This is a genomic window from Pseudomonas sp. TE3552, from assembly GCF_056278945.1.
In genome coordinates this window covers 1156403-1181046 of record NZ_JBWBQJ010000001.1, presented here as the reverse complement: position 1 = coordinate 1181046, position 24644 = coordinate 1156403, and the positions used below count along the sequence as shown (strand labels likewise).

The 24644-nt window shown below is 59.6% G+C and carries 22 protein-coding genes; 15 read left to right on the top strand and 7 right to left on the bottom strand.

Annotated features, from left to right (window positions below; genetic code table 11):
- Positions 1–58: 58 nt before the first annotated feature.
- On the bottom strand, positions 59–709 hold the full coding sequence (locus ACZ9BB_RS05105) for a GNAT family N-acetyltransferase (RefSeq protein ID WP_476212809.1): 651 nt from the start codon (positions 707–709) through the stop codon (positions 59–61).
- Positions 710–943: 234 nt separating this feature from the next.
- Between ACZ9BB_RS05105 and xthA the strand changes: the two genes are divergently transcribed.
- Complete coding sequence (gene xthA, locus ACZ9BB_RS05100) at positions 944–1756, top strand: exodeoxyribonuclease III (RefSeq protein ID WP_476212808.1); 813 nt, start codon at positions 944–946, stop codon at positions 1754–1756.
- Between the two features lie 192 nt (positions 1757–1948).
- Positions 1949–3289, top strand: coding sequence for a substrate-binding domain-containing protein (locus ACZ9BB_RS05095; protein WP_476212807.1), 1341 nt, complete (start codon positions 1949–1951; stop codon positions 3287–3289).
- 165 nt (positions 3290–3454) lie between these two features.
- Here the strand turns inward: ACZ9BB_RS05095 and ACZ9BB_RS05090 are convergent, their stop codons facing one another.
- A complete protein-coding gene (locus ACZ9BB_RS05090) occupies positions 3455–4684 on the bottom strand; it encodes an acyl-CoA dehydrogenase (protein WP_030130892.1) in 1230 nt (409 codons plus the stop codon).
- A gap of 174 nt (positions 4685–4858) precedes the next feature.
- On the opposite strand from ACZ9BB_RS05090, the gene ACZ9BB_RS05085 reads away from it, so the two are divergent.
- From ACZ9BB_RS05085 to ACZ9BB_RS05070, 4 genes are all read left to right on the top strand, one after another.
- A complete protein-coding gene (locus ACZ9BB_RS05085; RefSeq protein WP_476212806.1) occupies positions 4859–5788 on the top strand; it encodes a LysR family transcriptional regulator in 930 nt (309 codons plus the stop codon).
- A gap of 206 nt (positions 5789–5994) precedes the next feature.
- Positions 5995–6396, top strand: a complete 402-nt coding sequence (locus tag ACZ9BB_RS05080; protein WP_476212805.1) for a MerR family transcriptional regulator — start codon at positions 5995–5997, stop codon at positions 6394–6396.
- Between the two features lie 65 nt (positions 6397–6461).
- Positions 6462–7361: a hydroxymethylglutaryl-CoA lyase gene (locus tag ACZ9BB_RS05075; protein ID WP_476212804.1), complete on the top strand. Its 900-nt coding sequence runs from the start codon at positions 6462–6464 to the stop codon at positions 7359–7361.
- A 784-nt stretch (positions 7362–8145) separates the two neighbouring features.
- Positions 8146–9207: a 2-oxoglutarate and iron-dependent oxygenase domain-containing protein gene (locus tag ACZ9BB_RS05070; protein ID WP_476212803.1), complete on the top strand. Its 1062-nt coding sequence runs from the start codon at positions 8146–8148 to the stop codon at positions 9205–9207.
- A gap of 39 nt (positions 9208–9246) precedes the next feature.
- Here ACZ9BB_RS05070 and ACZ9BB_RS05065 read toward each other — a convergent pair whose 3' ends face one another.
- Positions 9247–10953: an AMP-binding protein gene (locus tag ACZ9BB_RS05065; protein ID WP_476212802.1), complete on the bottom strand. Its 1707-nt coding sequence runs from the start codon at positions 10951–10953 to the stop codon at positions 9247–9249.
- A gap of 327 nt (positions 10954–11280) precedes the next feature.
- Between ACZ9BB_RS05065 and ACZ9BB_RS05060 the strand changes: the two genes are divergently transcribed.
- From ACZ9BB_RS05060 to ACZ9BB_RS05045, 4 genes are read left to right on the top strand one after another with little or no spacing between them, the layout of a single operon-like run.
- Positions 11281–12444, top strand: coding sequence for an isovaleryl-CoA dehydrogenase (locus ACZ9BB_RS05060; RefSeq protein ID WP_223489832.1), 1164 nt, complete (start codon positions 11281–11283; stop codon positions 12442–12444).
- A 12-nt stretch (positions 12445–12456) separates the two neighbouring features.
- A complete protein-coding gene (locus tag ACZ9BB_RS05055; protein ID WP_476212801.1) occupies positions 12457–14064 on the top strand; it encodes a carboxyl transferase domain-containing protein in 1608 nt (535 codons plus the stop codon).
- Between the two features lie 13 nt (positions 14065–14077).
- Complete coding sequence (locus ACZ9BB_RS05050) at positions 14078–14893, top strand: gamma-carboxygeranoyl-CoA hydratase (protein WP_476212800.1); 816 nt, start codon at positions 14078–14080, stop codon at positions 14891–14893.
- The gene (locus tag ACZ9BB_RS05045; protein WP_476212799.1) at positions 14893–16848 is read left to right on the top strand and encodes an acetyl/propionyl/methylcrotonyl-CoA carboxylase subunit alpha; all 1956 of its coding nucleotides are present in this window, start codon (positions 14893–14895) and stop codon (positions 16846–16848) included. Before ACZ9BB_RS05050 ends, ACZ9BB_RS05045 begins: the two co-directional genes overlap by 1 nt.
- 39 nt (positions 16849–16887) lie before the next feature.
- On the opposite strand, the gene ACZ9BB_RS05040 is transcribed toward ACZ9BB_RS05045, so the two are convergent.
- Entirely contained in the window at positions 16888–17553 is a 666-nt protein-coding gene (locus ACZ9BB_RS05040) for a LexA family protein (RefSeq protein WP_476212798.1), read from the bottom strand.
- A 129-nt stretch (positions 17554–17682) separates the two neighbouring features.
- On the opposite strand from ACZ9BB_RS05040, the gene ACZ9BB_RS05035 reads away from it, so the two are divergent.
- Together ACZ9BB_RS05035 and ACZ9BB_RS05030 are read left to right on the top strand one after the other, a co-directional pair.
- Entirely contained in the window at positions 17683–18024 is a 342-nt protein-coding gene (locus tag ACZ9BB_RS05035; protein WP_476212797.1) for a DUF6124 family protein, read from the top strand.
- A gap of 473 nt (positions 18025–18497) precedes the next feature.
- Positions 18498–19649, top strand: a complete 1152-nt coding sequence (locus tag ACZ9BB_RS05030) for a M14 family metallopeptidase (RefSeq protein ID WP_476212796.1) — start codon at positions 18498–18500, stop codon at positions 19647–19649.
- Between the two features lie 39 nt (positions 19650–19688).
- On the opposite strand, the gene ACZ9BB_RS05025 is transcribed toward ACZ9BB_RS05030, so the two are convergent.
- Positions 19689–20135, bottom strand: coding sequence for a winged helix-turn-helix transcriptional regulator (locus ACZ9BB_RS05025; RefSeq protein ID WP_476212795.1), 447 nt, complete (start codon positions 20133–20135; stop codon positions 19689–19691).
- A gap of 96 nt (positions 20136–20231) precedes the next feature.
- Here ACZ9BB_RS05025 and ACZ9BB_RS05020 point away from each other — a divergent pair, with 96 nt between their 5' ends.
- On the top strand, positions 20232–21458 hold the full coding sequence (locus ACZ9BB_RS05020) for an MFS transporter (protein WP_476212794.1): 1227 nt from the start codon (positions 20232–20234) through the stop codon (positions 21456–21458).
- A gap of 96 nt (positions 21459–21554) precedes the next feature.
- Here the strand turns inward: ACZ9BB_RS05020 and ACZ9BB_RS05015 are convergent, their stop codons facing one another.
- A complete protein-coding gene (locus ACZ9BB_RS05015; protein ID WP_476212793.1) occupies positions 21555–22100 on the bottom strand; it encodes a cytochrome b in 546 nt (181 codons plus the stop codon).
- Entirely contained in the window at positions 22097–23191 is a 1095-nt protein-coding gene (locus ACZ9BB_RS05010; protein ID WP_476212792.1) for a catalase family peroxidase, read from the bottom strand. The genes ACZ9BB_RS05015 and ACZ9BB_RS05010 overlap by 4 nt, the downstream gene beginning before the upstream one ends.
- Positions 23192–23355: 164 nt before the next feature.
- Between ACZ9BB_RS05010 and ACZ9BB_RS05005 the strand changes: the two genes are divergently transcribed.
- Together ACZ9BB_RS05005 and ACZ9BB_RS05000 are read left to right on the top strand one after the other, a co-directional pair.
- Positions 23356–23862 (top strand): RNA polymerase sigma factor, encoded by a 507-nt coding sequence (locus tag ACZ9BB_RS05005; protein WP_476218201.1) that lies wholly within the window; start codon positions 23356–23358, stop codon positions 23860–23862.
- Positions 23859–24611, top strand: a complete 753-nt coding sequence (locus tag ACZ9BB_RS05000) for an anti-sigma factor family protein (RefSeq protein ID WP_476212791.1) — start codon at positions 23859–23861, stop codon at positions 24609–24611. The genes ACZ9BB_RS05005 and ACZ9BB_RS05000 overlap by 4 nt, the downstream gene beginning before the upstream one ends.
- The last annotated feature ends 33 nt before the right edge of the window (positions 24612–24644 follow it).

Genomic DNA, 24644 nt, shown 5'->3' with positions numbered 1-24644 from the left:
GATGCTATCACGAGCTTGGGAGCCTGATAGAGCCTGACCTGCCGCGAAAGTTCTACCCTTATGCCGTTGCTGTTTGTAACACCTGCGGGTTGGCGTGGAAAAACACGTGCTCACGAATCGGTCCTACGGCCACTTCGCCGATTTCCTCATAGCCCTGACGCTTATAGAACTCCAGATAACGAGGATTCCCGGTGTCGAGGATCACGCCCTGGGAGTGTTCATCGACCGCGCACCAGTTATGGACCGCCTGCAGCAATTGTTCGCCGAAGTGCTTACCCTGGAATTGCGGATGAACCCCCAGCAACGGCAGGACATGCACCGAATCGGACGGCACGCACGCCATCACGGCGGCGTGGTAATCGAGGTAGCGGCGGGTGCAGCGAAACCCGGTGCTGAGAACCATCCGCAGACGCCAGGCCCAACTTTCGGTGATGCCCAGGCGGCGTTGCGGCGGTGCGATCAGGGCGATGCCGATCAAACGGTCGTTGACCAGCAGGCCGATGGCCGGCAAATCCTGGATAAAGTGTTGTTTGATCAGCTCGCGCACCGTCGCTCGTACCCGCTGTTCATAACCGGGGCGCTCGGCCTCGAACAGGTAGCCGAACGTTGGCTCGTGCCGGTATGCCTGGTACAAAAGGGAGCGTGCTTCGCGAGAATAGCCGCTGTCGAGCATGTGAATATCGGCGATGGCGGTCGAGGTTTCGGGCATAACGGCAGATCTCCCTGGGGCGCGGCTCGGATGGCTGCGCTCTTATTGGTACGAGCCCTTGGGTGGTTTCACAGTTCCCCAGACAGGTATAGACCAAGCCGGGACCTTCATCGACCGCGAAGAGGCCCGATCTGCCAACACATCTCTGACAGAACACAACGAATCCCCTCACCCCAAGGCTGGCCCCATTCCTACATGTCAGCTAGCATCGCATTTTTGCCAGGACTGCCGACCATGAAGATCGTTTCCTTCAACATCAACGGGCTGCGCGCTCGCCCGCATCAGCTGGCAGCGCTGATTGAAAAGCATCAACCGGATGTGATCGGGTTGCAGGAAACCAAGGTCCACGACGATCAGTTCCCCCTGGCCGAGGTTCAGGCGCTGGGTTATCACGTGTATTTCCACGGGCAAAAGAGTCACTACGGCGTGGCCCTGCTCTCGCGCCAGGAGCCGATTGCGCTGCACAAAGGTTTCGTCACTGACGAAGAAGACGCTCAGCGGCGTTTCATCTGGGGCACTTTCGCCGACGCCAATGGCGTGCCGGTAACCATCATGAACGGCTATTTCCCACAGGGCGAAAGCCGTGATCACCCCACCAAGTTCCCGGCCAAGCAACGTTTCTACAACGACTTGCAGCAGTTGCTGGAAAGCCAGTTCAGTAACGATCAGCCGCTTGTGGTGATGGGTGATGTAAACATTTCCCCAGAAGACTGCGACATCGGTATCGGCCCGGACAACATGAAACGCTGGCTGAAAACCGGCAAGTGCAGCTTCCTGCCCGAAGAACGCGAATGGATGGCTCGCCTGAAAAACTGGGGCCTGGTGGACAGCTTCCGTCACCTGAACCCGGACGTTGCCGACCGCTTCAGCTGGTTTGACTACCGTAGCCGCGGCTTTGAAGATGAGCCCAAGCGCGGGCTGCGGATTGACCTGATCATGGCATCCCATGGTTTGTTGCCGCGCGTGAAGGATGCCGGCGTGGATTACGATCTGCGCGCAATGGAAAAGCCCTCCGATCACGCGCCGATCTGGCTTGAGTTGAGCTGATAATCCAAAGTTCAAGCGAAATCTACTATGGGAGCGAGCCTGCTCGCGATAAGGAAGTGACATTCAACATGGCTGTTGGCTGACAGTCCGCCATCGCGAGCAGGCTCGCTCCCACATTTGAAAACTGTCATCGTTCAGAAACCTTACTGACTTATTCTCCCCGGCACTTTCCTTGGCTTAATAAGGTGCCGCATGACGCTGCGCGTGTTGTTCCTGTCGATGCTCGCCGCCATGCTGCCATTGACGGTGTCGGCCGGCGATTTGCCGACGCCCGATCGTGGCCCGGTGCTGCGCATTCAGGGCTCCAACACCATTGGCGCGGCATTGGGCCCGGCGCTGGTCGAAGGGTTGATGCATGAACAGGGCCTGCTCAAGATTCACCGCGAAGCCCCGGACAAAGCCAACGAACAACGCATCGTCGGCGAAACCGTTCAGGGACGCCGAGTCGAGGTGGAGGTCGCGGCCCACGGCTCCAGTACCGGGTTCAAAGCCTTGAAAAATGCCTGGGCCGATCTCGCGGCTTCGTCGCGCCCGATCAAGGACAGCGAACGGGTGGATCTTGAACCGCTGGGCGACCTGAAAAGCCCGGCTGCCGAGCAAGTCATCGCCATCGACGGACTGGCGATTATCCTTCACCCGCAAAACCTGCTGAAGCAACTCAACACCGAACAACTGGCGCGAATCTTCAGCGGTGAAGCGAAAACCTGGGAAGAACTCGGCGGCAGCGGTGGGACAATTCATCTGTACGCGCGGGATGACCAATCGGGCACCTACGACACATTCAAGGAACTGGTCCTCAGCTCGCGTGGGAAAACGCTTAGCGGCAACGCGAAACGGTTCGAATCCAGCGAGCAATTGTCCGACGCAGTCAGTCTCGACCCGCAAGGCATCGGTTTCATCGGTTTGCCTTATGTGCGCCAAGCCAAAGCCGTGGCCATTGTCGATGGCGGCTCCCAGGCCATGCTACCGCTCAATAGCTTGATCGCGACGGAAGATTACCCGCTGTCCCGGCGACTGTTCTTTTACCTGCCTCCGAACGGGAACAATCCCTGGGCCAAGGCCTTGGTGAAGTTTGCCCAAAGCAGCGAAGGCCAGGCGATCGTCGCGGCCAATGGTTTTATCGCCCAGACCGTTCAGGCCATGGCCGTCACGCCGAATGCACTGATGCCTGAGGGGTATCAGGCACTCAGCCGCCATGCTCAGCGGCTGACCGTGAATTTCCGTTTCGAAGAAGGCAGCGCAACGCTGGACAACAAGGCCCGACGGGACCTGTCGCGGGTACTCGACTATATAAAGCAGCACGACAAAACCAATCGACAGGTGACGCTGGTAGGGTTTGGCGACGCCAAGAGCGACCCAATGCGGGCTGACCTGCTGTCGAAACTGCGGGCCATGGCGGTGCGGCGAGAACTGGTGAAAAGCGGTGTGGTGTTTCGCGAGATACGCGGTTTTGGCGCCGAGATGCCGGTGGCGGCCAACAGCGGAGATGAGGGGCGGATCAGGAATCGGCGGGTTGAGGTTTGGGTGTATTGAAACGGAGTGCGAACAACTGTGGCGAGGGAGCTTGCTCCCGCTCGGCTGCAAAGCAGCCGTAAAACCAGGCGATCCGGTACATCTGAAACAACCGGATTGCCGTATTTTAGGGCCGCTTCGCGCCCCAGCGGGAGCAAGCTCCCTTGCCACAAAAGCCCACCAGTCTTACTGACCGCTGCGCATCATTTCTTTCGGTACATATTTGCCAATCTCGAACTTGCCAATCGCCGCGCGGTGCACTTCGTCCGGGCCGTCGGCCAGGCGCAGGGTGCGTTGCATGGCATACATGTAGGCCAGCGGGAAATCGTTGGAAACCCCTGCCCCGCCATGGATCTGGATTGCCCGATCAATCACTCGCAACGCCACGTTCGGTGCGACCACTTTGATCTGCGCGATCTCGCTCTTCGCCACCTTGTTGCCGACGGTGTCCATCATGTACGCCGCTTTCAACGTCAGCAGTCGCGCCATGTCGATCTCCATCCGCGAGTCGGCGATCTTGTCGATGTTGCCGCCCAGACGCGCCAAGGGTTTGCCGAACGCGGTGCGGTTGACCGCACGCTTGCACATCAACTCCAGCGCACGCTCAGCCATGCCGATCGAACGCATGCAGTGGTGAATCCGGCCCGGGCCGAGACGTCCCTGAGCGATTTCGAAGCCGCGTCCTTCACCCAGCAGGACGTTTTCATACGGCACCCGTACGTTTTCGAACAGTACTTCGGCGTGGCCGTGAGGCGCATCGTCGTAACCGAACACCGGCAGCGGACGCACAATCTTCACGCCTGGGGTATCCACCGGCACCAGAATCATCGAGTGCTGCGCATGGCGCGGCGCATCCGGATTGCTCAGGCCCATGAAGATCAGGATCTTGCAGCGTGGATCGCAGGCGCCAGAGGTCCACCATTTCTTGCCGTTGATCACCCATTCGTCGCCATCACGCACAGCGCGGGCGGCCATGTTGGTGGCATCAGACGAGGCCACGTCCGGCTCAGTCATGGCGAACGCCGAGCGAATCTCGCCGCGCAGCAGCGGTTCGAGCCAGCGTTGCTTCTGTTCTTCATTGGCGTAACGCACCAGCACTTCCATGTTGCCGGTGTCCGGCGCAGAACAGTTGAACGGTTCAGGACCGAGCAGCGAGCGGCCCATGATTTCCGCCAATGGCGCGTACTCCAGGTTGGTCAGGCCGGCGCCGAGTTCGGACTCAGGCAGAAACAAATTCCACAGACCTTCAGCCTTGGCCTTGAGTTTGAGTTCTTCCATGATCGCCGTCGGCTGCCAGCGATCGCCCTCGGCGACCTGGCGTTCGAACACCGCTTCGGCGGGGTAAACGTAGGTGTCCATGAACGCGGTCACGCGCTCACGCAGTTCCTGGACCTTGGGCGAATAAGCGAAATCCATGGCAGCTCTACCTTTTTGACTGGGTTCAGAGGAGTTGTTCAGGTCATGGAATCGATGCTAGAACAGCGTTGATAATTTACCTAGCCTATTCTCGGCGTGTATTAACATTCATCACCGATATATGATCGACTGATCGAGCCACCTTCCTAAAATAAGAGCAGAGAGCGCAGCGCAATGAATCTGAGCAAGGTCGACCTCAACCTTTTCATCGTCTTCGACGCGATCTACACCGAAGCCAACCTGACGCGCGCCGGGCAGATTGTCGGCATTACTCAACCGGCGGTCTCGAACGCTCTGGCCCGCTTGCGCGAGACCTTCAACGATCCACTTTTCGTGCGCACGGCCCAAGGCATGGTGCCGACGCCGATGGCGCAGAACATCATCGGGCCGGTGCGTAACGCCCTCTCCTTGCTGCGGGTGTCGGTCCAGGAAAGCCGGATTTTCAACCCGTTACAGGCGGTCAAGACCTACCGCATCAGCATGACCGACCTCACTGAAGCGGTGATCCTGCCGCCGCTGTTCCAGCGCCTGCGACGCCTGGCGCCAACGGTGATCATCGAGAGCTTCCTGTCCAAACGACGCGAGACCACCAAGGAACTGGCGGCCGGGCGTCTCGATTTCGCGGTGGATGCGCCGCTCAACACCGACCCGCAGGTGCGTCACGTCAAGTTGATGGAAGACCGTTATGTGTGCGCCATGCGCAAGGGCCATCCGTTGGCGGGCAAAGAGAAATTCACCCTCGACGATTATCTGTCCCTGACCCACATCCATATTTCCAGCCGCCGTAGCGGTCTGGGTTATGTCGACCTGGCCCTGGGCAAAATGGGCATCCAGCGCAAGATCGCCCTGCGCTCCCAGCATTACCTGATGGCATCCCAGGTATTGCAGCAGACCGACATGGTCATGACCGTGCCGGAACGCTTCGCCCGTCGACATGACTTGTACTCGGTGAACCTGCCGGTTAAAGAGGTTCCACCGGTGGAAACTCACCTCTACTGGCACGAAAGCACCGACCAGGACCCGGCCAACCGCTGGATGCGCGAGCAGATGATCGAGTTGTGCCAGCAGGTTACGGCGCAGGAGAAGAAGCTCGATAAGGTGTAGGGCTTTGGTCCGCGGCGCCTTTATCGCGAGCAGGCTCGCTCCCACAGGAAATCTTTGTTTTACACAAATATTGTGTTCACCGTAGATCTATTGTGGGAGCGAGCCTGCTCGCGATAGGGCTAGCAAGAACAGCGAAACCCCATGCCCCTTGACGTAAACGTCAACCTGCCATTAGCTTAGCGCCATGACCTTTTTCGAGCGCTTCCATGAGCAGCCAGACCTATAGCATTTCCGACCTCGCCCGCGAGCTCGACATCACCACCCGGGCCATTCGCTTCTATGAAGAGCAAGGCCTGCTCAGCCCCGAACGCCGGGGCCAGGAACGCATTTACTCGCCCCGTGACAAGGTCAGCCTGAAGCTGATCCTGCGGGGCAAGCGCATTGGCTTTTCCCTGGCCGAATGCCGCGAGCTGATCGAGCTGTATGACCCCTCCAGCGGTAACACCAAGCAGTTGAACAGCATGCTGGCGAAAATCGCCGAGCGCCGGGAACAACTCGAACAGCAATTGCTGGACATCGAACAGATGAAACTGGAACTCGATACGGCCGAAGAGCGCTGCACCCAGGCGCTGGAGCAGACGATCAAGAGCCAACAGGCCGTCCAATAGATCTACACAAGCCCGCTCCCACAGGGTTCTCTCAGTATTCAGACAATCAGCACAGGTCGATTCCCATGTCCCTACCCACCCACGTACGCCTCGTCGAAGTCGGCCCCCGCGACGGTCTGCAGAATGAAGCCCAGCCCATCAGCATTGCGGACAAGGTGCAACTGGTCGATGCGCTGACCGCCGCCGGCCTGGGCTATATAGAAGTCGGCAGTTTCGTCTCGCCCAAATGGGTACCGCAAATGGCCGGTTCCGCCGAGGTCTTCGCGCAGATCCGGCGCAAGCCGGGCGTAACCTATGGCGCCCTCGCCCCCAACCTTCGAGGCTTTGAAGACGCCATCGCTGCCGGGGTCAAGGAAGTCGCGGTGTTTGCCGCGGCATCGGAAGCGTTCTCCCAGCGCAACATCAATTGCTCGATCAGCGAAAGCCTGGAGCGCTTCGTGCCGATCATGGACGCCGCCAAACAACATGGCGTCAGCGTGCGCGGTTATGTGTCCTGCGTGCTCGGCTGCCCTTACGAGGGTGATGTTGCGCCTGCGCAAGTTGCCCGGGTCGCTCGCGAGCTCTATGCGATGGGCTGCTACGAAGTCTCCTTGGGCGACACCATTGGCACCGGCACCGCTGGCGCGACCCGCAAGATGTTCGAAGTGGTGTCGGCCGACGTGCCACGGGAAAAACTGGCCGGGCACTTCCACGATACCTATGGTCAGGCCATGGCCAACATCTATGCCAGCCTGCTGGAAGGCATCGCGGTGTTCGACAGTTCCATCGCCGGCCTCGGCGGCTGCCCGTATGCCAAGGGCGCCAGCGGTAATGTCGCGACCGAAGACGTGGTCTACCTGCTCAATGGCCTGGGCATCGAGACCGGCATCGATCTGGATGCCTTGATCCGCGCCGGCCAGCAGATTTGCGCGGTGCTGGGGCGCCCTACCGGCTCGCGCGTGGCCAAGGCCCGCAGCGCACAGTGACAACGTGGATGTGTCCGGGTGTTACCGCGCACGCGGATACGTGGGCACAAACGAGTAACACGGAAACAAAATGTCAGGTTTGGACCGACTGAAAAAATCCACAAAAAATCAAACCGTTGATTTTAAAGGATTTTTTAAAGTTGGCACGGCTTCTGCTATCTCTATGGCATAACAAGAATAAAAACTGCAAACCAATAAAAATAAGACGTAACGACTCTGACATAACAAGAACAACACGGCAGAGACGCAGCTAACAGATTTTTTTGGAGAAGGTGTGCTTTTCAGGGTGCTTTTCGAAGTAACCCGCAACCGGGCAGAGAACAATAAAACTACCTTCAGGTAGCTCCCGAACTGGTTGGATCGCTTAGGCGAAAAAGTAGATCAGCGCTCAAAAAAATACGTTTGCTCTTGATCCCGGATGGGGATCGACAAAAACAGCGGTAAAGGGCCACGGTTGCCAAAAACAACAACAGACCGCCCCTCAATAATAAAAAAAGAGCACGTAACGACAAAATTAAAGGGGAGCTTCGGCTCCCCTTTGTGCTTTCTGCCTTCCTTGTAACCCCCCCCTGCTCAATCCCGCTGACTGTCCGTTCGTCGAAACTGTCAGAAATGGCAGGTCAAATCAAAACCCGGATCCCCTATAACTCGCCTTCCCTTCGGGGATTGCAGGGACGCTCATGATCCATGCCATGAAGGTCTGGAGCTGTTCCGTTGGCCACCGCTGTTCGTCAACGTCTCTGGAATGAGTACACGTCCCTTTACTGGATAAAAGGAGACGAACATGATCACGTTGAAAACCTTCAAGCTGCCCGCCAAGGTAACGGGCAGCACCGCCGATATCACGTTGGGAGAACAGCTGATCCGCGCCTGGCGGACAGATGGCATTTTCCAGATCAAGACCCGTGTCGAACAGGATCGCAAGACGCAAGCGGCAATAGCCGTCAGCAAGCGCTTTTTCAAGAAACCTCAAACCTTCAAAAGCAGTTGCATCAACGATTCAGCCTACAGCGGCTATATCGCTTCCGGCGAGGAAATCACTGCCGGCCAGGCGGATTACTCGGAGATTTTCACCATTTGCAAAGACTTGCCCGAGAGTGATCCGCGCGTCCAGAAGGGCTGGCCTTGCCATGGTCCGGTGCCATGGCCCGATAGCGTTTATCACAAACGCATGAAAGCGTTCATGGACGAGCTCGGCGCAGCAGGCGAGAAACTACTCAAGCTCACGGCGCTGGGCATGAACCTGCCAATCAGCACCTTCACCGACCTGACACGCGATGGCTGGCACCACATGCGCGTATTGCGCTTCCCGACCAAAACGTCCAAATCATCCCGTGGCATTGGCGCGCACACGGACTATGGCCTGCTGGTTATCGCGGCCCAGGACGACGTCGGCGGTCTGTACATTCGCCCACCGGTCAAGGGCGAGAAGCGCAACCGCAACTGGCTGCCGGAAGAAAGTTCGGCAGGCTTGTTCGAACACGAGGAACCCTGGACTTTCGTGACACCCACGCCAAGGGTGTGGACGGTGTTCCCTGGCGACATCATGCAGTTCATGACCAATGGCTTGCTGCTTTCCACCCCACACAAGGTCAAGCTCAATACTCGTGAACGCTTCGCCTGCGCGTACTTCCACGAACCGGGTTTCGAAGCTTCTGCCCGACCGTTGTTCGAACCAGGCAGCCAAGAATGCATCCATTACGGCGAGCACTTCACGAATATGTTCATGCGCTGCTACCCGGACCGAATCACCACCCGGCGTATCCACAAAGAAAGTCGCCTTGATCACCTGGAGGAACTGAAAACCCGCGACAGGCGAACTCCTCGCTACGCATCCAACCCATAAGTTGAGCGATGCCCTGGCCGGTGCTACCGGCCGGGGCATTCAAGCTTCGTGTCGATCCGTTACGGCCAATTCCTCAATGCTGATCTCGCGCATCCGGAACTTCTGGATCTTGCCGGTCACGGTCATCGGAAACTCCTCGACGAACTTGAAGTAACGCGGCGTCTTGAAGTGCGCGATGCGCTCCTTGCACCAGGCTTGCAGTTCCTGCTCGGTGGCGCTGTGGCCGGGGTGGAATTTGATCCAGGCGACGATCTCCTCACCATAACGGGAACAAGGAATGCCGATCACCTGCACATCGGCAACTGCCGGGTGGGTGAAGAAGAACTCTTCCAGCTCCCTTGGGTAAATATTCTCACCGCCGCGGATGATCATGTCCTTGTTACGCCCGGCAATGCACACGTAGCCTTCGTCGTTCATGCTCGCTAGGTCGCCGGTGTGCATCCAGCCTGCCTGATCGATAGCCTCGGCGGTGCCTTGCGGGTTATTCCAGTAGCCGAGCATCACGCTGTAGCCCCGAGTGCACAGCTCGCCAATGGTGCCGCGTGGCACCAGATTACCTGCCTCGTCGATGATCTTGCTTTCCAGTTGCGGCTGGGTGCGGCCGACAGTGGTGACGCGCAATTCCAGGTCGTCTGACGGACCGGTCTGCAAAGACACGGGGCTGGTTTCCGTCATGCCGTAGGCAATCTGCACTTCGCTCATGTGCATTTCGTTGATAACGCGACGCATCACCTCGATCGGACACGTCGCCCCGGCCATGATCCCGGTGCGCAGGCTCGACAGGTCAAATTCGGCGCGTTTGGGCTGATCGAGCATGGCGATGAACATGGTCGGCACGCCGTAGAGAGCGGTGGCCTTTTCTTCGGCGACCGTTGTCAACGTCAGCAACGGGTCAAACGCGTCGTTGGGATAAATCATGGTGCTGGCGTGGGTGACGCAGCCGAGGTTGCCCATGACCATGCCGAAGCAGTGATACAGCGGCACCGGAATCACCAGCCGATCACGGGCGGTCAACCCGAGGCTTTCGCCGACCATGTAACCGTTGTTGAGAATGTTGTAGTGGCTGAGGGTCGCGCCCTTGGGGAAACCGGTGGTGCCGGAGGTGTATTGGATGTTTACCGCTTGATCGAAATGCAGACTGTCCTGACGTTCGCGCAATTGCTCGACTGACACGCTGGCCGCCAGGTCGGTCAGTTGCGACCACGGCAGGAAACCCGATGGCGGCTGTGCATCCAGACTGATCACCCCGCGCAGTTCCGACAGGCATTCACTCTGCAATTGACCAATGGATTGCTCCGCCAATTCGGGGACCAACCCTTGCAGCATGCCGTGATAGTCAGACGTCTTGAAAGCCCCGGCGCAGACCAGCCATTGGCAACCGGACTGCTTCAATACGTATTCGAGTTCGGAACTGCGGTAAGCCGGGTTGATGTTGACCAGGATCACGCCGATTTTCGCACTGGCGAACTGGCTGATGCACCACTGGGCACAGTTCGGGGCCCAGATGCCGAGCCGGTCGCCGGTTTGCAAGCCCAACGCCAACAACGCTCTGGCGTGCAGGTCGACGGCGTCTGCCAACTGCTGCCAGGTGTAGCGCAGCTGTTGATGGCGCACGACCAGCGCCTCCCCGTTCGGGTATTGCGCGACGGTGTTATCAAACGCCTGGCCGATGGTCATCGCCAGCAAGGCTTTGTCCTGGGAACCACGGGTATAGCTGCGCTGCGGGCTTGCACTGGGTTGATCCATGACGACCCCTATTGTCTTTATTAATGGGCTGCCGACGGCGACCTGTGGGAGCGGCTTGTGTGGCGAGGGGGCTTGCCCCCGTTGGGCCGCGTAGCGGACCCGATATCTGCGAGTGCTGCGCACTCGAACGGGGGCAAGCCCCCTCGCCACACAAGCTCCCTCGCCACAGAGTGCGACGCTGGTCTTTCAGAACTGGCTCTACTCTCGCTCAAGTTGACGTTAACGTAAAGGGTGATTGACAGCCATTCGTCACAGGCTTACGTTAACGTAAAGGTGAGAGCCGAATCACTGCCCTCCCCACCCTACAAAAAAGCCAAAAGGTGCCCCATGAGCTACCCATCCCTGAACTTTGCCCTCGGTGAAACCATCGACATGCTGCGCGATCAGGTTCAGTCCTTCGTCGCCAAAGAGATCGCCCCGCGCGCCGCTCAGATCGACATCGACAATCTGTTCCCGGCCGACCTGTGGCGCAAATTCGGCGACATGGGCCTGCTCGGCATTACTGTGCCGGAAGAGTACGGCGGCGCGGGCCTGGGTTATCTGGCGCACGTGGTCGCCATGGAAGAAATCAGCCGTGGCTCGGCCTCGGTCGCCCTGTCCTACGGCGCGCACTCCAACCTTTGCGTCAACCAGATCAACCGCAACGGCACTCACGAACAGAAAAGCAAATACCTGCCGAAACTGATCAGCGGCGAGCACATCGGTGCCCTGGCCATGAGCGAACCGAATGCCGGCTCCGACGTGGTCTCGATGAAGTTGCGCGCCGACAAACGCGGCGACCACTACGTACTCAACGGCAGCAAGACCTGGATCACCAACGGCCCCGACGCTAACACCTACGTGATCTACGCCAAGACCGACCTGGAAAAAGGCCCCCACGGCATCACCGCGTTCATCGTCGAACGAGACTGGAAAGGCTTCAGCCGCAGCAACAAGTTCGACAAGCTCGGCATGCGCGGTTCGAATACTTGCGAGCTGTTTTTCGATGACGTCGAAGTGCCGGAAGAAAACATTCTCGGCGTGCTCAACGGTGGCGTGAAAGTACTGATGAGCGGCCTCGACTACGAGCGCGTGGTGCTTTCCGGTGGCCCGACCGGGATCATGCAGGCCTGCATGGACCTGATCGTCCCGTACATTCACGACCGCAAACAGTTCGGCCAGAGCATCGGCGAATTCCAGCTGATCCAGGGCAAAGTCGCCGACATGTACACCCAGCTCAACGCCAGCCGCGCCTACCTCTATGCGGTGGCCCAGGCGTGCGAGCGTGGCGAAACCGCCCGCAAGGACGCCGCCGGAGTCATCCTCTACAGCGCCGAATGCGCGACCCGAATGGCCCTCGACGCGATCCAGATTCTCGGCGGCAACGGCTACATCAACGAATTCCCGGCTGGCCGTCTGCTGCGTGACGCCAAGCTGTATGAAATCGGCGCTGGCACCAGTGAGATCCGTCGCATGCTGATCGGTCGCGAACTGTTCAACGAAACCCGCTAAACGGAGCTGTCCATGGCTATCCTGCATACCCAGCTCAACCCCCGTTCGGCGGAGTTCGCGACCAATAGCGCAGCGATGCTCAAACAGGTCGACGCCCTGCATACCCTGCTCGCCCAGGTGCAGCAAGGTGGCGGTCCCAAGGCTCAAGAACGCCATACTTCGCGGGGTAAGTTGCTGCCCCGTGAGCGGATCAATCGTCTGCTCGATCCGGGCTCGCCGTTTCTGGAAATCAGCCAACTGGCGGCCTATGAGGTTTATGGCGAAGACGTTCCCGCCGCTGGCGTGATTGCCGGCATCGGCCGGGTGGAAGGCGTCGAATGCATGATCGTCGCCAACGATGCCACCGTGAAAGGCGGCTCGTATTACCCGCTGACGGTGAAAAAACACCTGCGCGCGCAAACCATCGCCCAGCAGAATCGCCTGCCCTGCATCTATCTGGTGGACTCCGGCGGCGCCAACTTGCCGCGTCAGGATGAAGTGTTCCCGGACCGCGAACACTTCGGGCGGATCTTCTTCAACCAGGCCAACATGAGCGCCATGGGCATTCCGCAAATTGCGGTGGTCATGGGTTCTTGCACCGCCGGTGGTGCCTATGTGCCAGCCATGGCGGACGAAGCGATCATGGTTCGTCAGCAGGCAACGATTTTCCTTGCCGGCCCACCGTTGGTAAAAGCCGCGACCGGTGAAGTGGTCAGCGCCGAAGAACTCGGCGGTGCCGACGTCCACTGCAAGATTTCCGGGGTTGCCGACCATTACGCCGAGAGCGACGAACACGCCCTCGCATTGGCCCGACGCAGCATTGCCAACCTCAACTGGCGCAAGCTCGGCGAGGTGCAGCAACGTACGCCGATCGCGCCGCTCTACAGCAGCGACGAGTTGTACGGCGTGGTGTCGGCGGACGCCAAGCAACCGTTCGACGTGCGCGAAGTCATTGCCCGGTTGGTGGACGGCTCGGTGTTCGATGAGTTCAAGGCCTTGTTCGGGACGACACTGGTGTGCGGTTTTGCCTACCTGCACGGTTACCCGATCGCGATTCTCGCCAACAACGGCATCCTCTTCGCCGAAGCCGCGCAAAAAGGCGCGCACTTCATCGAACTGGCCTGCCAGCGCGGCATTCCATTGCTGTTCCTGCAAAACATCACCGGCTTCATGGTCGGCCAGAAATACGAGGCCGGCGGCATCGCCAAGCACGGCGCGAAACTGGTGACGGCGGTGGCTTGCGCCAAGGTGCCGAAATTCACCGTGATCATCGGCGGCAGCTTCGGCGCCGGTAACTACGGCATGTGCGGGCGGGCTTACGATCCACGCTTCCTGTGGATGTGGCCGAACGCACGGATCGGCGTGATGGGAGCAGAACAGGCGGCAGGCGTGCTGGTGCAGGTCAAGCGTGAGCAAACCGAGCGTAGCGGGCATCGTTTCAGCGCCGAGCAGGAAGCCGAGATCAAGCAACCGATCCTCGATCAGTACGAAGAACAGGGTCACCCCTACTACTCCAGCGCCCGGCTGTGGGACGACGGCGTCATCGACCCGGCGCAGACCCGCGACGTGTTGGCCCTGGCCTTGTCGGCATCGCTGAACGCGCCTATCGAACCGAGCCGCTTCGGCGTGTTCCGGATGTGATCTGGAGAAAACCATGAGCGACTTCAACACCCTCGAGCTGCAGACCGATCCGCGTGGCTTCGCCACCCTGTGGCTCAGCCGAGAAGAAAAGAACAACGCCTTCAACGCCGAAATGATCCGCGAACTGATCCTCGCGCTGGACAAAGTTTCGAGCGATGCCAGCCTGCGTTTTCTGCTGATCCGTGGGCGCGGCAAGCATTTCAGCGCCGGCGCCGATCTGGCATGGATGCAGCAATCGGCCGAACTCGATTACCACACCAACCTGGATGACGCCCGGGAACTGGCCGAGTTGATGTACAACCTCGCCAAACTGAAAGTCCCGACGCTGGCCGTGGTGCAAGGCGCGGCGTTCGGCGGCGCGCTGGGCCTGATCAGTTGCTGCGACATGGCCATCGGCACCGACGACGCGCAGTTCTGCCTGTCGGAAGTGCGCATCGGCCTGGCGCCGGCGGTCATCAGCCCATTCGTGGTGCAAGCCATCGGTGAGCGCGCGGCACGGCGCTATGCCTTGACCGCCGAACGTTTCGGCGGGCAACGGGCTCGGGAAATCGGCCTGTTGTCGGAAAGCTATCCAGCCTCCGAGCTGGAACAACGCGTTGAACAGTGGGTCGACAATCTGCTGCTCAATAGCCCGGCGGCCATGCGTGCCAGCAAGGATCTGCTGCGTGAAGTCGGCAACGGCGCGCTGACTCCGGCGTTGCGGCGCTATACCGAAAACGCCATCGCCCGAATCCGCGTCAGCCCTGAAGGCCAGGAAGGCCTGCGCGCTTTCCTGCAAAAACGCTCGCCCACCTGGCAAGCCGAAACCACCCCCAAGGAGCCGCGTTGATGAGCGCACCTGTTCTCACCACTTTGCTGGTGGCCAACCGCGGCGAAATCGCTTGCCGAGTGATGCGCACCGCCAAGGCACTGGGCCTGACCACCGTCGCCGTACACAGCGCCACCGACCGTGACGCCCGGCACAGCCGCGAAGCCGATATACGGGTCGACCTGGGCGGCAGCAAAGCCGCCGACAGTTACCTGCAAATCGACAAACTGATCGCCGCCGCCAAGGCCAGCGGCGCCCAGGCGATTCATCCGGGCTACGGCTTTCTTTCGGAGAACGCCGGGTTCGCCCGCGCAATCGAAGCCGCCGGCCTGATCTTCCTCGGCCCGCCCGCCTCGGCCATTGATGCCATGGGCAGCAAGTCTGCGGCCAAAGCCTTGATGGAAACCGCCGGCGTGCCGCTGGTGCCCGGCTACCACGGCGAAGCCCAGGACCTGGACACCTTCCATGACGCCTGCGAACGCATCGGTTATCCGGTGCTGCTCAAGGCCACGGCGGGCGGCGGCGGCAAAGGCATGAAAGTGGTCGAGGATGTCAGCCAACTGGCCGAAGCCCTGGCCTCGGCGCAACGTGAAGCACAATCCTCGTTCGGCGATTCGCGGATGTTGGTGGAGAAATACCTGCTCAAACCGCGTCATGTGGAAATCCAGGTGTTCGCTGACCAACATGGCAACTGCCTGTACCTCAATGAACGTGATTGCTCGATTCAGCGTCGGCACCAGAAAGTCGTCGAGGAAGCGCCCGCCCCAGGTCTGAGCCCGGAGTTGCGTCGCGCCATGGGCGAAGCCGCCGTACGTTCGGCACAGGCCATTGGTTACGTCGGTGCCGGCACCGTGGAGTTTTTGCTGGATGCGCGCGGTGAGTTCTTCTTCATGGAAATGAACACGCGCCTGCAAGTCGAACACCCGGTCACAGAAGCGATCACCGGCCTCGACCTGGTGGCCTGGCAAATTCGCGTGGCGCGCGGTGAAGCGTTGCCGATGACCCAGGATCAGGTGCCGCTGATCGGCCATGCGATCGAAGTGCGGTTGTATGCCGAAGACCCGGGCAATGATTTTCTGCCGGCTACTGGCCGACTGGAACTGTATCGCGAATCCGCCGAAGGGCCGGGGCGTCGGGTGGACAGTGGCGTCGAAGAAGGCGACGAGATTTCGCCGTTCTACGACCCGATGCTCGGCAAGCTGATTGCCTGGGGCGAAGACCGTGAACAGGCGCGTCTGCGGTTGTTGAGCATGCTCGATGAGTTTGCCATTGGCGGGCTGAAGACCAATATCAACTTCCTGCACCGGATCGTCGGCCACCCGGCGTTTGCCGCCGCCGAACTGGATACCGGGTTCATTCCGCGTTATCAGGAACAGCTGCTGCCGGAGCCTTCGCCGTTGAGCGATGAGTTCTGGCAAGCGGCGGCCCAGGCGTTCGCGCAAAGCCAGCCGACTGCTTCACGCGACGATGACTTGAGTTCGCCCTGGGCGATTAACAATGGTTTGCGTGTCGGACTGCAGACAGAAATCACCCTGCATTTGAGTTGCGAAGGGCAAGACCGGGCGCTGACCCTGGGCGATGCCGACGCTCATACCGCGCAGCTCAAAGGTGAATACCTGCTGACCGAACACAACGGTTTGCGCCGCCAGCACCGGGCAATCCGCCGTGGCGATACGCTGTATCTGCAATGGGACGGTGAGCTGCGCCGCATCGAGTCGTATGACCCGATCAGCGCCGTCGAAGCCAGTCACAGTCATCAGGGCGGGCTCACCGCGCCCATGAACGGCAGCATCGTGCGCGTACTGGTCGAGGCCGGGCAAACGGTCGAAGCCGGGGCGCAACTGGTGGTGCTGGAAGCGATGAAGATGGAGCACAGCATTCGCGCGCCACACGCCGGAATAATCAAGGCGTTGTATTGCCAGGAAGGCGAGATGGTCAGCGAAGGCAGTGCTTTGGTTGAGTTGGAAAACGCGTGAAATGAAGATCGGTCCTACGCGTTGCGAGGACCGATCTGATTAGAATTTGGCAGTCGCCTGAACCACCACGCCGATGATTCGACATTCTTCGGTGAAAAGGGCTTTCGGATACGTCGGATTGAGCGGGACCAGATAACGCTGCCCGCCCTCTTCGATCAGTTTGCGAAAGACGGCTTCGGCGCTGTCGGGCCATTGGGCGATCACCAGTTTGCCGGGCTCCGGCACAATAGCCGGGTCGACCAGAATCAGCATGCCCTCAGCAATGCTCGCACCTGTGGGGGCAGTCATCGCATCGCCGACCACCACTAGCCAGAACGCTGCGCCCTGAGCGTGGTAATCGGACAGCTCGAAGCGCGGCTTGCCGGCAACCGATAACGCGCCGTAGGTTGATAGCTCTCCGTCGCGCACCTCCCCGGTTTCCCGCCAGTCACTGACCGGGTAGCGAAAGTACGGGTTGTACTTTTGCGTCAGAGAGACCTCCTCATCCTCTGAGGGCAGCGGCTCCCTGATCACCATCGCCACTTCCAGATAATCCATGCCGAGCGCCCGCAAGACACGATTCATCTCTGCGATGCCGGGCTGACGACGTTTATTGAGCCAGTGGCCGACGCCACCCTGGGACATCCCGATGCGCTCGGCGAGTATTTCTTGAGTGACTTTGAGTTCACTCATTTTGGCCTTGACCAATTCAATCCATTTATCCATGTACGGCACGATACGTGGGGTACTCCGACCAACAAAACACAAATTGTAGTATTTAAATTCAAGACACAAATACAGTACGTACTAAGCTGGGCTTACGGATTTGAATCTATCACGGAGCTTGCCATCGTCATGACCATCCCCAGCAATACCTTGCCCGACATGCAAATCGACACCAGCCTCACCTCGCCAAAAGGCTCTGCCGCCGCGCAGCGGGCATTGGACTATTACTTGAAACCAGCTGTGTCAGAAGAGGCCAGCGAAGAACGTTTCTTCAATGTAAACCGTAACATCAGCAGCGAAGAGGCACTGGTCCATGCTTCGGATCTGTTGCGCTGTGCCGCCGCCACCGCGCACGAGTCAGCCAACCAACTGCAGGGTGCAAGCCGGGATCTGGCGTTTTCGACGGTGCACATGATCGACATGGCCAAGGCGATGGTGGACCGATCCCTGGAGGGCGATCAGAACGATTGAGGCGGGAGCGCTCTGGAGGAAGACAGGAAAATTTTTCCAATCGCGCAGATAAAAACATTTGACTTGCAAATGATAATGATTATTATTGCAAGCAACTGGTCGCGAGATCAGTCGATAGACCAAGGGACCTTAGGTCGGTCTCCTGGACTATCTCCTCATCAGGCTAATCACGGTTTTTGACCCGGCTTTTTGCCGGGTCTTTTTTTGCCAGTTTTCTGGCTTATGGCTTCAGGCTAATGAAGTCTGTGGGTGCTGCAAATTCGATTGGCGCGGATGATATCAAAAGAATATCTATTGGCAAGAGAGGCCCGGCAGCATTGGGCCAAACTAATGAAAATAGCACTTGAGAATCAATTGCGCAGTCTCTAAGCTGCGCTGGCGTCAAGGAGGACGCCCCCCCTGCAATTTCCCCCGGTTTCTCCCCCCCTTGCGTGTAAAGTAGCAGCCATAAAAATCATATTCAGGAACCGATTATGGCCGTGGCTAAATCTTCTTTCGACATCAGCGCAAACTTCGACAGCGGCAATATTGACGTGCTGGATATCAGCAATCCTCTGCAAGCGCTGCTGGCCATCAAGCCAGACACCCGCAGCCAGCATTTCCAGTGGTTCCACTTCAAGGCCAGCGGTCTGCACGTGGGTCAGGAGCATTGGTTTCGCCTGAACAATGCCAGTAAATCCTCATACAACAAGGCCTGGGATGGTTATCAGGCGGTGGCGTCCTACGACCACGTCAACTGGTTCCGGGTGCCAACCATCTTCGAAGGCGACTGCCTACGTTTCAGCCTTGAAGCCACAGCCACCCATGCCTGGTTCGCCTATTTCGAACCTTACAGCCGTGGCCGTCATGACTGGCTGATCGAACAGGCACTGACCAAGGCCGGCACCGAACTGCTGGCCACCGGCAAGAGCGTTGAAGGTCGTGACATCCAGCTGTTACGCAAAGGGACTGGTGCCGAAGGTCAGCGCAAGGTCTGGATCATCGCCCAGCAACACCCCGGCGAACACATGGCCGAATGGTTCATGGAAGGCGTGATCGAGCGTCTGGAAAAACATGACGACCCGGTAATGCAAAAACTCCTGGCCAGCGCCGACCTGTACCTGGTGCCGAACATGAACCCGGACGGTGCCTTCCACGGTCATTTGCGCACCAACGCCATGGGCCAGGACCTGAACCGCGCCTGGCAGAGCGCCAGCCAGGAGATCAGCCCGGAAGTCTTTTTCGTACAGCAGCAGATGGAAAAGTACGGCGTCGACTTGTTCCTCGACATCCATGGCGATGAAGAAATTCCCTACGTGTTCACCGCCGGTTGCGAAGGCAACCCGGGCTATACGCCACGGATCGAGAAACTCGAAGAGCACTTCCGCAGCCATTTGAAGCACCTGACCAAGGACTTCCAGACCAAGCACGGCTACACCCGAGATGAGCCGGGCAAGGCCAATATGACGCTGGCTTGCAACAGTGTTGGGCAGAAGTACGATTGCCTGTCGCTGACGCTGGAAATGCCGTTCAAGGACAACAATGATGCGCCGAATGCACTCACCGGCTGGTCCGGCAAGCGCTCCAAGCAGTTGGGCAAGGACGTGCTGACGACCATCGCCGAGATGGTCGACACCCTCCGTTGATACCCCTCGATGGCTGCATGCCCCGCATGCAGCCATGATTCATTCGGCGGCAATCCGCACACAATCCTCCGGTCCCAACAAGCGTCCATCCTCGGCACGCAACTCCAGCGGCCTCACCGCTCGACCATTCTGTCGGTCAACCACCCGCGAATGCGCCTCCCCCGCCTCATAGAAAAACGCCTCGCCCCACTGCCGCAACCCGATGATCAACGGAAACAGGCCCTTGCCCTTCTCCGTCAGCACGTACTCTTGATAAGCACTGCCATCCGACGCCGGCACCAGGTCAAAAATCCCGTGAGCCACCAACGTGCGCAGGCGTACCGAGAGAATGTTTTTGGCCATGCCCAGATTGCGCTGGAACTCACCGAATCGCCGCAGGCCATCGAACGCATCGCGCACGATCAATAACGACCACCAATCACCAATCGCGTCCAGCGAACGGGCGACCGGGCACTCGGCGCCTTCCATGCTTGTACGTTTAACCATGACAACGTCCGCCGGCAACCAATGTGGTTGCAATATAAAACCAGACTCCTTACCGTACAACTGGTTTTATTTTGAAACCACATAAGGACGTCTGTGATGAAACCTGACCACACCTTGAGCGGCGCAGTGGTGCTGCTGTTTGCCGTCGCCTGCGGCTTGGCCGTCGGCAATGTGTATTACGCACAACCGTTGCTCGATGCCATGGCCGAGGCCTTCGCCATGGACCCGGCAACCATCGGTATCGTCGTCACCCTCACCCAGATTGGTTATGGAGTGGGGTTGTTGCTCCTGGTCCCTCTAGGGGATCTGCTCAACCGTCGCCGGTTGATTGTCCTGCAAACTCTGTTTTCGGCGCTGGCCTTGTTGATGATCGCGTTAGCCTCGAACAGCACCTGGCTACTGCTCGGCATGGCGCTGACTGGATTACTGGCGGTCGTGACGCAAGTCCTGGTGGCCTATGCCGCGACTCTGGCCATCCCTGCGCAACGTGGACGTGTGGTAGGCGTGATTACCAGCGGCATCGTCGTCGGCATTCTGCTGGCACGAACGGTGGCGGGCGGCATGGCCGATCTGGCCGGTTGGCGTTCGATTTATCTGCTGTCTGCCGGGTTGACCCTGGTGATGGCGCTGCTGTTGTTTCGTGTGTTGCCCAGGCACGAAGACCCGCGACTGGATAGTGCTTACGGTGCGTTGATCGGCTCGGTCTTCACCTTGTTCAAGGAAGAACCGGTATTGCGTCAACGGGCCATGCTCGCCCTGCTGACTTTCGCCAGCGCCATGGTGCTGTGGACACCCTTGGTATTGCCCCTGAGCGCCCCGCCGCTTTCACTGACCCACACCGAAATCGGACTGTTCGGCCTGGCCGGGGCCGCCGGCGCACTGGCCGCCGCCCGCGCCGGGCATTTGGCCGATCGTGGCCTGGGTCAATGGACCAGCGGACTGTCGTTGTTGCTGATGCTCGCCTCATGGCTGCCCATCGCCCTCACTCAATCCTCGCTGTGGGCGCTGCTGCTTGGGGTGATTACGCTGGATCTGGGTTTGCAGGCCGTTCATGTCACCAGCCAGAGCATGATCTACAGCGTGCGCCCCGAAGCGCAAAGCCGACTCACCGCCGGCTACATGCTGTTCTATTCGATCGGCAGCGCCTTGGGTTCTATCGGTTCGACGGCGATGTACGCCTGGGTCGGGTGGATCGGAGTGTGCTGGCTGGGTGCGGGCATCAATTCCGTGGCGTTGATTTACTGGTGGCGAACGCTCGCCACCAAAACACCCAACACCTGTGGCGAGGGGGCTTGCCCCCGTTCGGCTGCGCAGCAGTCGTAAACCGATTAAACGCGGTATGCCTGACCTATCGCATTTAGGGCTGCTTCGCAGCCCAACGGGGGCAAGCCCCCTCGCCACATTTTTCAGCAACCCGGATCAGCCGCGATCTTTACCCCGCAACATGCTGTTCAGCACACCATCGCGGCGCACCCAACCGTGAAACAACGCCGCAGCCAAGTGCAGCAGCACGGTCAGGAACAGCAGGTACGCCAAATACCCATGCGCCTTGCGCAGAAAGGCAAACACCTGGGCATTCGCCGGCAAAATCGAGGGCAACTGCAGCGAACTGCTGAGCATCACCGGATCGCCAGCCGCCGAAATCATCGCCCAGCCCAGCAACGGCAAAATCAACATTAACGCGTACAGCAAGAGATGGGATGCCTTGGCCGCCAGCGCTTGCCAACCCGGCAAGTCCGCTGGCAATGGTGGCTGTCGAGTAGAAAAGCGCACGGCCAGACGCACGATCACCAACAGCAGAATCGCGACACCCAAAGGCTTGTGCAGATGGATCAGCCACTCATGGCGCTCGGAGACCGAGGCCACCATGCCCGCGCCGATAAACAACATCGCGATGACCAGCGGCGCCATCAGCCAATGCAGCAACCGCGCCAATGGCGCGAAATGATTCGGTTGGGCGCTCATTGTCGAGACTCCTGTGTGGCGTTGGGCAACTGCTTCACTTCGCTGGTGCGGCGCAGGTAGGAACGGGCGTAACCCGCTGAGCGAGCGGCAAGCAGCGGGTCGTCGGAGCCTTCGATACCGCTGGGCAATACCAGCGGGTCGTAGTTGATGTCACGGCACTCGCCATTGAGTTGCGGCTGAGTACTTTCGAGTACCAGGGTGCCGGCGTTCAGCACTTTTCGGCCGTCGGGCCAGGCTTTGCTTGCATCGTTGACCGGATCCCCGGGGTTCGCCAGGGTGATGTTCAACTGCCAACGCAGTGGTCCGCTGGACAAGCGCTGAAGCAGATCTTTCTCGAGGAAGTCAGCGCCCTCCGGTGCCGTCGCGCCTGCCACGTCCTGAACAATTGGCGCCATGCTCCAACGCACCGCCTGCCGCTGCCCCGCTGTATTCACCAGGTAAAACGCATTGACGCTGTTATACGTCTCGGTCGCAAAACTGGCAGAAGGTTTGGCAGTCTTGATCCAGGCCAGAAACGGCGCGGCTTCGGGGTGAGAACCAAAGAACGCCGGCACCGCCGCAGGATTCGGTTTGCCGGTGGCGGGGTCCGGTGACTGCGCCTGTTGCAATTGATAGAAAGCCTCGGGCGTGCCCACCGGGAACACCGGCATGCTGTTCATCCCGGTGCGCCACTGCTGACCGTTGGCCTGGGTGAAACGCAGCGCCAGGCTGCGGATCGGCACACTGTTGTCCGGCGCGTAAGGATTGCCGGCCGGCAGTGCGAAACGCCCGACCACCGGGGTCCGCGCTTCGCTGAACACCTGGGCACTGGAATACTCGCGCGCCTGGCCGCTGCTCTCGAAATGCCCGATCACGCACACCCCTTTGGCGTGGTTACGACGGAACCCCGGATGCACGCCGTTGTTTTTTTCCAGCACATTGATCAGCGCTGAAGGCGTCAGGCGTTGTGGGTCGAGTGTGCCGTTGACGTAGGCAAAAGCCCCGGCGAGCGCGGCGACCACCACGGCAATGCCGGTCAGGCGCAACGTCAGGCTCGCGGCACTCAACGGTGGCCGGCCTGGCCCCGTTGGCGGTGATGAGCGATCTACCATGAATGACTCCAGGGCCATCGGCCACAAGTGAGAAGAATCAAACAGACGAACCCCACCCAGGTTTATTCCATCGCCCGGTGTTTATTTTTCCGGGCGTGGAATAACCTCGAATGCCGGGCGTCTTCCTGAACACTCACCACAGCGTAGTGACTGGTCAGAACTTCATGAACGATATCGACGAACAACTCAGGGAAGTCATTCCCAGGCTGCGGCGTTTCGCCGTTTCGCTGACGCGCAACCCCAGCAGCGCCGACGATCTGGTGCAGGCCTGCCTTGAGCGGGCGCTGTCGAGTTGGGGCGACAAGCGCCCCGAAGGCGACTTGCGTGCCTGGTTGTTTTCGATTCTTTATCGACAGTTTCTCGACGCCCACCGCCGCTCACGGCGGTATGCGCGGATGCTCGAATTCTTTACCGGACGTGATGATACGCAGCCTTCGGCAGAGCGCACCGTGATTGCCCAATCGACCCTGCAAGCCTTCGACCAACTCAGCACCGAGCAACGGGCGCTGCTGCTCTGGGTATCGGTGGAAGGCTTGAGTTATAAAGAGGTCGCCGCAATTCTCGACGTCCCCACCGGCACCGTGATGTCGCGCCTGTCCCGCGCGCGCCAGGCCTTGCGCCAGCTCAGCGATGGCGCAATTACCCAACCTTCCCTGCGGAGACTCAAATGATCAGCATGCCTCCCAGCGAACGCGACCTGCACGCCTACGTCGATCATCAACTCAGCGATGCCGACCGACGTTTGGTGGAGACTTTTCTGGCCGGCAACGCCGAAGTGGCCGCGCAAGTGCGCGCCTGGCAGCAGGACGCCCAACACTTGCGCGCGGCCCTGAGTGGCGCCTTGCAGCAGGCGGCCAACCCGGACCTCGACCCGACGTTGATTCGCCAGCGTCTCAAACACCAGTCCCGCCGTCATCTGGCCAGTGCCGCGATGCTGCTGATCGCAGTCAGCGTCGGCGGATTGGGCGGTTGGCAGGCGCGACAAATGACTCTGGTCAGCGCTCCACTACCGATGACCGATGCCATGCAGGCCTACCGATTGATTGCCCAGCAAGGCATCCTGCCGGCGGATTACAAAGTCAGCGATGACGGCGATATGCAGGGCTGGCTCGACCGTTATTTCAGCCAGGCCCAACGCCTGCCGAACCTGACCGCTGCCGGATACAAACCCATCAGCGGGCGACTGCTCAGCACCGAACAAGGGCCGGCGGCGATGGTGGTTTATGAGGATCAGGACGGCCACAAAGTCAGCTTCTACGTCCGCCCGCCAGGGCCGAAAAACTTCCTCCTGCCTCGGGGGAGCCGCAGCGATGGTGAGTTGCAGGCCGAGTACTGGTCTGGGGCCGGGTACAACTATGCGATGGTCAGCCCAAGTGATACGCCGGCGGCGCAGATGCTCAAGCAGACGCTGAAGTTCTGAACACGCCACTGATCCCACAGGGTCAGCGATTAT

What these genes read in the sequence shown, in the direction of transcription:
- ACZ9BB_RS05105 (WP_476212809.1), bottom strand. Translation starts at nt 709, where the DNA reads ATGCCCGAAACCTCGACCGCCATCGCCGATATTCACATGCTCGACAGC.
- xthA (WP_476212808.1), top strand. Translation starts at nt 944, where the DNA reads ATGAAGATCGTTTCCTTCAACATCAACGGGCTGCGCGCTCGCCCGCAT.
- ACZ9BB_RS05095 (WP_476212807.1), top strand. Translation starts at nt 1,949, where the DNA reads ATGACGCTGCGCGTGTTGTTCCTGTCGATGCTCGCCGCCATGCTGCCA.
- ACZ9BB_RS05090 (WP_030130892.1), bottom strand. Translation starts at nt 4,684, where the DNA reads ATGGATTTCGCTTATTCGCCCAAGGTCCAGGAACTGCGTGAGCGCGTG.
- ACZ9BB_RS05085 (WP_476212806.1), top strand. Translation starts at nt 4,859, where the DNA reads ATGAATCTGAGCAAGGTCGACCTCAACCTTTTCATCGTCTTCGACGCG.
- ACZ9BB_RS05080 (WP_476212805.1), top strand. Translation starts at nt 5,995, where the DNA reads ATGAGCAGCCAGACCTATAGCATTTCCGACCTCGCCCGCGAGCTCGAC.
- ACZ9BB_RS05075 (WP_476212804.1), top strand. Translation starts at nt 6,462, where the DNA reads ATGTCCCTACCCACCCACGTACGCCTCGTCGAAGTCGGCCCCCGCGAC.
- ACZ9BB_RS05070 (WP_476212803.1), top strand. Translation starts at nt 8,146, where the DNA reads ATGATCACGTTGAAAACCTTCAAGCTGCCCGCCAAGGTAACGGGCAGC.
- ACZ9BB_RS05065 (WP_476212802.1), bottom strand. Translation starts at nt 10,953, where the DNA reads ATGGATCAACCCAGTGCAAGCCCGCAGCGCAGCTATACCCGTGGTTCC.
- ACZ9BB_RS05060 (WP_223489832.1), top strand. Translation starts at nt 11,281, where the DNA reads ATGAGCTACCCATCCCTGAACTTTGCCCTCGGTGAAACCATCGACATG.
- ACZ9BB_RS05055 (WP_476212801.1), top strand. Translation starts at nt 12,457, where the DNA reads ATGGCTATCCTGCATACCCAGCTCAACCCCCGTTCGGCGGAGTTCGCG.
- ACZ9BB_RS05050 (WP_476212800.1), top strand. Translation starts at nt 14,078, where the DNA reads ATGAGCGACTTCAACACCCTCGAGCTGCAGACCGATCCGCGTGGCTTC.
- ACZ9BB_RS05045 (WP_476212799.1), top strand. Translation starts at nt 14,893, where the DNA reads ATGAGCGCACCTGTTCTCACCACTTTGCTGGTGGCCAACCGCGGCGAA.
- ACZ9BB_RS05040 (WP_476212798.1), bottom strand. Translation starts at nt 17,553, where the DNA reads ATGGATAAATGGATTGAATTGGTCAAGGCCAAAATGAGTGAACTCAAA.
- ACZ9BB_RS05035 (WP_476212797.1), top strand. Translation starts at nt 17,683, where the DNA reads ATGACCATCCCCAGCAATACCTTGCCCGACATGCAAATCGACACCAGC.
- ACZ9BB_RS05030 (WP_476212796.1), top strand. Translation starts at nt 18,498, where the DNA reads ATGGCCGTGGCTAAATCTTCTTTCGACATCAGCGCAAACTTCGACAGC.
- ACZ9BB_RS05025 (WP_476212795.1), bottom strand. Translation starts at nt 20,135, where the DNA reads ATGGTTAAACGTACAAGCATGGAAGGCGCCGAGTGCCCGGTCGCCCGT.
- ACZ9BB_RS05020 (WP_476212794.1), top strand. Translation starts at nt 20,232, where the DNA reads ATGAAACCTGACCACACCTTGAGCGGCGCAGTGGTGCTGCTGTTTGCC.
- ACZ9BB_RS05015 (WP_476212793.1), bottom strand. Translation starts at nt 22,100, where the DNA reads ATGAGCGCCCAACCGAATCATTTCGCGCCATTGGCGCGGTTGCTGCAT.
- ACZ9BB_RS05010 (WP_476212792.1), bottom strand. Translation starts at nt 23,191, where the DNA reads ATGGTAGATCGCTCATCACCGCCAACGGGGCCAGGCCGGCCACCGTTG.
- ACZ9BB_RS05005 (WP_476218201.1), top strand. Translation starts at nt 23,356, where the DNA reads ATGAACGATATCGACGAACAACTCAGGGAAGTCATTCCCAGGCTGCGG.
- ACZ9BB_RS05000 (WP_476212791.1), top strand. Translation starts at nt 23,859, where the DNA reads ATGATCAGCATGCCTCCCAGCGAACGCGACCTGCACGCCTACGTCGAT.